This window comes from Shewanella electrodiphila (assembly GCF_023283985.1).
In the GTDB taxonomy this organism is placed as follows: Bacteria; Pseudomonadota; Gammaproteobacteria; order Enterobacterales; family Shewanellaceae; genus Shewanella; species Shewanella electrodiphila.
This window is the reverse complement of sequence record NZ_JAKIKU010000029.1, coordinates 1-5,962: the sequence shown is the minus strand read 5'-3', so window position 1 is coordinate 5,962 and position 5,962 is coordinate 1. Positions and strand designations below refer to the sequence as shown.

Genomic DNA, 5,962 nt, shown 5'->3' with positions numbered 1-5,962 from the left:
ATATAATAAGTCCCTTACCTTATTGAATTTGAGATTGTTATGGATTATGAAAAATCAGATGAAAAGGATTTAATCACGCTCAATAACGATATGATTAGAGCTTCTTACAAATTATCAGTGAATGAGATACGGTTAATTTTGATTGCTATTGCTCAAATGCCGAAAGGTGAGAAGGATAAAGAGTCTGTGCCACTTGACCCAATGAAGCCTTATTACATTACTAAGGCGGATTTTATTAGATTAGGTGTAGAGCCTAACAACGTGGCTAGAGAAATTCGTTCCGCTTGTAGTGATTTATTGGATAGAAAAATTTTTATTGATACACCTATCGGTGTGCTTGGTACTCATTGGGTACATAATATATTGCACTTCAAAACCGATATTTTTGAAGAATTGAAGAGAAAATATCCTAACTCAAAATATGATGATGATTTTATACGACAGCTACGAAAGCATAATTTGTTAGATAGCTTACCTATGATTGCGAAGTCAGATGATAACATCATGGCTAGAATAATTTTTCATGCTGATATTATTCCGTATATTAGCGAGTTACGACAGCATTTCACTCAATTAAAACTTGATGAAATGGCAGGATTTAGCAGTTTTTATAGCTTTAGAATTTACATTATGATGATGCAATGGCGTGATACAGGGTTTGTTATATCTACCCTTGCTGCTTTTAGAGAAATGCTTGATTTAACAGATAAATATGATGCAGTAAAAGACCTTAGAAAGCGTGTACTAGACGTTGCGATTGATGAAATTAACGAAAAATCACTTTATACGGCTAGTTATAGTTTGACAGATAAAAATGGTAAATCGGGTAAAGGGTTTAAGCTCACGCATTTAAAAATCAAATTCAAGCCAAAAGCGAAAATCATCAAGAGTAAGGCTAAGGGTAAAACAGAACGTGACGCTAATACAGCAGATATGTTTACGGTTGACGGACTAAACGATAAGCAGTTAGGGCGTATTGCTCGCAATCCAGCTTTTATGGCGGAATACAATCATTTGGTAAGCCCTACTAGCCTAGCTGGACAGTCGCAGCAAGGATGGGAGTTAGAAATGGTTAATCGACTAAAAAAGGACGCATCACAGTTTAGTAAGCGTCCAATCAGGGAATATTTAGAATATTAAAACCAATGGTCTACTATCAATAGTTCCACTAATAGAGTTTATCTTAAGTGGTTCATCAGCTTAAATAACAGGATTATTTGGTGGTTCTACTAGGGTATGCTCGTTCTTGACTAGACGTATGAGCTCAGTCAGTTTACGGTTTCCTGCTTTAAATTAGATAGTGAAACTACTATCACGAGTGCAAAGCAAAGTGAAGGCTTGTCTTGGCAGTAAGCTACTGTTAAATAAGAAGTTTTATGAAATATAAAGTTAACATATACAAATATCACAATGCTATAAATTGAACAAACGATGGTCAAATGTTACTATTTGCTTGTAATTGCTCATTTGACTCTGCTTCTCATCTACTACCGAACATGTAAATACACTTCATAACTGTCCTTTAGGGCACTTTAAGCACTCTGAATATCTGTAACGCACTATAAAGAAATTAAGGTGAATCATGGCATCAATTAAGCCGAAAACTAATGCAGAAGAGCTTATCGATCTTGGTAATAATTTAATTATATACTTAAGAGAGAGTTCTGGTTTATTAAAACCTGATCCATTTTATGTTAAAAAAATGAAGGATAACGCAGAAAAAAATAAGGAAGGTGATTATGCTGTTTATTGGTGTATTTTATCACTTCTTGAGTCAATAAATAGTAATTACGATAAAGCGAAAGTATTTTACGATAATGCTTTTAGAGTAGATGTAAATAGACATGATTTACGACCTAACTATATAGCACTTTTATTTAAACTAAGTAAATTCGAAGATGTGTTTGAGCAAGGCATTAGTCATCTTAAGGTCGATAACAGCTGTGAATATACTTTTAGTAAAATAATAAGAAGCTCATATTTCACATTAAATACTGATTCGCTAAAAGAGGCTATTCGTTTATTTGAACCGAAATCAGCAGTTTCGAAAGAAGTAAAGAGTGAAGGCGTAGAAGCTGTTGAAAGCATACTAAGTTTAGCAAGGGATATTGAGTCTATAGGAGTCAGCCCTACTGACTATACGACCTTTATGAGTTTTTTGAATAAATTCAATTCAAAAAAATCTCATGAAGAAGCAAAGATTCGTTTTAGTATTGAAGACCGTTTTGATCAATTCATTAGAGTAGAATCTTTTTTGACTATTAACTCTAAGCAAGCAGTTGACTTGAATGCAGAGTTTGACTCTGTATTTATTGAATATGCTTTAAATAACGACTGTCTTAGTAGCTTAGGGAGTTTCGTCACTTATTTTAAGTCATGCGAAGACATTGATGATGGTAGAGAAAACCCACACGCTGTTTATGCTAGAAAAAATAAAAGTATGGTAGTGTAAATGCCAATAAATATTGAAGACATGTATAAGCTGAAAGAGGCTCTTAAAAGTCTAAATTTTGAACCGGTTGAAGCACGTAGTAGGCTGTTAATTGCTCGTGGCTATTATGCTACCTACCATTTAGCATCTTCCCTCTTTGGGTTAGACTGTGCTAAAAAATTGACTCAATATACCGAACAACCATTTAAAAAAGGTAGTGTGCCAAGGCCATATAGCTCTCATCAATCAGTTTATATGAGTTTACAACGATCAAATATAAGCAGCTTGATAGAAGTTGGTAAGAAGATGCAAAGATATCATGACTTAAGATGTAAGGCAGATTACGATATAAGCTTACGCATCACTCCTACTGATATTGACGAAGCAGAATCTAACTTAATTGAATGTCAAAAAGAAATAAATTCCTATATTGAGAATGATATTGAAAACTCTGTTAAAGGCAAAAAGCTGATATATGCTACAGGTAGTAAGGAACCAGAGAAGTCTAGTGCGCCAAAGACTTTAGCTGACCTCAAGGTTTCAACTGGAATTAGGGTATTAAAGTAAAATAATCCTATTCCATACTCACGCAATGTTTGATGTATTTTAATGAAATCAGAACTTATATTCTGGTGGTTTTTCTTTTAAATCATTTGCAAGAGTCCTCGAAGATCGTGGTTTTGAGAATCGACATAATCAGGCTATAGTCAAAATTTAAATTCCTCACTAGGAAACCATACTTACTCTAACGTTCTACGTCCTGACCCTTATCAGGTTTAGGGGTTCTCACCGCCACTCTTTCGGGCACTGCTTTTACCTTGATAGGTGGTAAGACGACTTTACCACTCATTATGTCAGGTATCTTATCGTCAACCGCCTTGAGCATTTTCTTAAGCTTTTCAGGCTCATTGGCATATACCTCTGATACCATTCTTTTAACAGCCTCAATATTTGCCCTAATCGCCTCCTGTTCAGGGGATTCTGTTAGTAGCTCCGTTTGCTGTGCTAATTCTTTCTGTTTGGCGGCTATTGCTTGATTGTCAGGCTGTGATGATGCTTGGATAGCCTGCTGAGGTTCATATGGCTCTAAGGGCTGCTGTGAGCTTTCTGCTATATCTCTAAGTGCGGTGCTTGTGACTGTTTGATCCGTAAGTCGGACTTCGCTGTTATGTCCTTGCCCCAATTCGTTGCTCTCGCTGCTACCAACTGGCGGTAATTCTCGTCCTCGCTCATTTGAATCGCTCTCAAGGCTTGGCGATCTATCCACTTGCTCACTAACTGGCTCGATTCTTTCTCGTTCTTGCTCATGTTCAACACTCCTAATCGGTTCAGGTTCAGCCGTTGGTATTCCTAGATCATCAAAGGCTTGGTATAGCTTAGGCTGTTTTTCAGCAATGTCTCTTTTGACTTCGGGTAGCCTACGTTTGATAAACTGTAGCTTGTTATGAAGTTCGGTTGCTTGTTTAATCTGCTTTCTTAAAATATCGTTAATTTTCTCATTACTATTGGTTTCGAGAACTTTATTATATTTGGCTACCTCACGATTGATATCGCCACGGTCTGTTTTGACGCCTTTACGCTCTAATGCACTAGCAGCCACACCCATTTTAATGGTTGGTTCACGCTCTAATCCTTGATCTTTCAGACTTCTATGGTCAATCTCTATCCCATACTCACGCAAATGCTCATTAGCAGTCTTTGCCCATTGTTCGCGCCAATAGACCACCTCACCGCTTTTCTTTTCGTCTAGCTCACGAGTTTTCTTAGTAAAACCTTCTGGCTCTAATCGCCTTGTCGTTAGCATGATGTGTGCGTGTTGGTTCTCTTTACTCTTATACGAAGCTTTATCATCATGCAAATGGGCATCTACGGCACAGCCGTGTCTTGCTACGATCTGCTTGGCGAAGTCTTGCACCAGTGCAATACGCTGCTGCTCATTGAGTTCATTCGGTAACGCCACCTCAAACTCTCTTGCTACCGTACTGTTTTTGCGTTTTTCGGCTCTCTCTACCTCATTCCAAAGCTGCTGACGGTCAGTTGCCCAACTGGGGGCATTGGGTGGTAAAAATATCTCACTATGTATCACATCACGTTTTTTTGAATAGTCATGGTCACGCCTTTCGTGGTCGCAATGAATTTTTGCACCGGCACGATAAGCCACAGCTGCGGTAGCAGATTGCCCATTGCTGCGTGAAAACGTTTTGACGGATAAATGATAGATCGCCATGAGTTACTGATTAAACCTTATTTTGTATTACTTGATTTCAGAAATGAGTTTCTTATAAGCCACTTCAAACCATTCTCTTTCGCTGCTATAGCCATATAACAGCGGATCGAAGTCAAAATTATTAGTATCAAAAATTTGTTTTGCCAAGTCGTTGCTCAAAATGTATTTAATATCGGTAACTAAGTTGGTTACTATCTCAAGATTCTCATTTTGAACAAAACGAATAAGGACGTTTGTATCATCTACTCTCGTTCCTGAGTACTCGGATTGCCAATCTTGATAAAAGTAAGCATTCATGAAATATATGAAAGTATCATGCATAATATTCAGCCTTACTTTGTCATTTTTCAGCAGAAAAATGAGTATTTAAAGGTTGCTTGGTTTGGCTTTTGGGGGTACAGGGGGATTTCCCCTTGTCGCACTGCAAACTATGATAAGCTCACCGATAAGGTGAGTTTATCATAGTTTGCATAAGTGCGCCCTTGTACCTCATTTATGCTACTATTTTTAGGTTTTATACAAGGGAAGGAGCAAATTAGGTGTCTAAAATACAGAAGGAACTAGAAGATCAGTTAGCTAAGATGTTGGTTGATCGTGATAGTTTATTGGCTGAAATGAGATCGGTTCGGTCTGCGGTTAAGAAAGACAATCCAAAGAAGAATAAATGGTTGACTGAGATGATAGATCATCTCGATAAGCTAGATACATATATCACTCAAAATGAAAATCGGATACAAGCTATTAAGCAACGAAAGCAGGTGGCTAGAAGTAAGCTCAATCGTAAGCAGGATAGTAAGCGAAAAATATTAATGGGTGCTATGGTTGAGCATTTGATAGAAACAGATAAGCTAAGCAAAAAATTTATTATGGATGAATTAGAGAGCTTCTTAATTCGTGATGGTGATAAGGCATTATTTGCAAGTTATTGGTCATCTGAATAGTAATTAAAGTGACCAGAATCTGTCATATTTTAGTCTTTTTATCCTTATTTTTTTAAATGTAAAAAATAGTTCCTTTTTATATGTTTTTAAGAAGTTATTAAAGAGTTATTAGCTCCTCTGTGAGGCTTACTAGCCATAGCTTTTAGAGGATAGAAAGGGACGTATTGATGCGAAGTAAGGGACGTATTGATGTGGAGTAAGGGACGTATTGATGTGGAGTAAGGGACGTATTGATGTGGAGTAAGGGACAGTATATAATAAGTCCCTTACCTTATTGAATTTGAGATTGTTATGGATTATGAAAAATCAGATGAAAAGGATTTAATCACGCTCAATAACGATATGATTAGAGCTTCTTACAAA

General features: G+C 36.9%; 6 protein-coding genes. 4 read left to right on the top strand and 2 right to left on the bottom strand.

Going from position 1 to position 5,962, the window contains the following annotated elements; all coding sequences use genetic code 11:
* Nucleotides 1–39 precede the first annotated feature (39 nt).
* The 3 genes from L2737_RS22030 (at nucleotide 40) to L2737_RS22020 (ending at nucleotide 2,998) form a co-directional block, all read left to right on the top strand.
* On the top strand, nucleotides 40–1,140 hold the full coding sequence (locus tag L2737_RS22030; protein WP_248957115.1) for a RepB family plasmid replication initiator protein: 1,101 nt from the start codon (nucleotides 40–42) through the stop codon (nucleotides 1,138–1,140).
* Between the two features lie 442 nt (nucleotides 1,141–1,582).
* A complete protein-coding gene (locus tag L2737_RS22025; protein ID WP_248957114.1) occupies nucleotides 1,583–2,452 on the top strand; it encodes a hypothetical protein in 870 nt (289 codons plus the stop codon).
* Complete coding sequence (locus L2737_RS22020) at nucleotides 2,453–2,998, top strand: hypothetical protein (protein ID WP_248957113.1); 546 nt, start codon at nucleotides 2,453–2,455, stop codon at nucleotides 2,996–2,998.
* 178 nt (nucleotides 2,999–3,176) lie between these two features.
* Here the strand turns inward: L2737_RS22020 and mobQ are convergent, their stop codons facing one another.
* Nucleotides 3,177–4,658, bottom strand: a complete 1,482-nt coding sequence (gene mobQ, locus L2737_RS22015) for a MobQ family relaxase (protein WP_248957112.1) — start codon at nucleotides 4,656–4,658, stop codon at nucleotides 3,177–3,179.
* 27 nt (nucleotides 4,659–4,685) lie between these two features.
* Entirely contained in the window at nucleotides 4,686–4,979 is a 294-nt protein-coding gene (locus tag L2737_RS22010; RefSeq protein WP_131401523.1) for a contact-dependent growth inhibition system immunity protein, read from the bottom strand.
* Nucleotides 4,980–5,197: 218 nt separating this feature from the next.
* Here L2737_RS22010 and L2737_RS22005 point away from each other — a divergent pair, with 218 nt between their 5' ends.
* Entirely contained in the window at nucleotides 5,198–5,599 is a 402-nt protein-coding gene (locus L2737_RS22005) for a hypothetical protein (protein ID WP_248957111.1), read from the top strand.
* Nucleotides 5,600–5,962: the final 363 nt, after the last annotated feature.

What these genes read in the sequence shown, in the direction of transcription:
- L2737_RS22030 (WP_248957115.1), top strand. Translation starts at nt 40, where the DNA reads ATGGATTATGAAAAATCAGATGAAAAGGATTTAATCACGCTCAATAAC.
- L2737_RS22025 (WP_248957114.1), top strand. Translation starts at nt 1,583, where the DNA reads ATGGCATCAATTAAGCCGAAAACTAATGCAGAAGAGCTTATCGATCTT.
- L2737_RS22020 (WP_248957113.1), top strand. Translation starts at nt 2,453, where the DNA reads ATGCCAATAAATATTGAAGACATGTATAAGCTGAAAGAGGCTCTTAAA.
- mobQ (WP_248957112.1), bottom strand. Translation starts at nt 4,658, where the DNA reads ATGGCGATCTATCATTTATCCGTCAAAACGTTTTCACGCAGCAATGGG.
- L2737_RS22010 (WP_131401523.1), bottom strand. Translation starts at nt 4,979, where the DNA reads ATGCATGATACTTTCATATATTTCATGAATGCTTACTTTTATCAAGAT.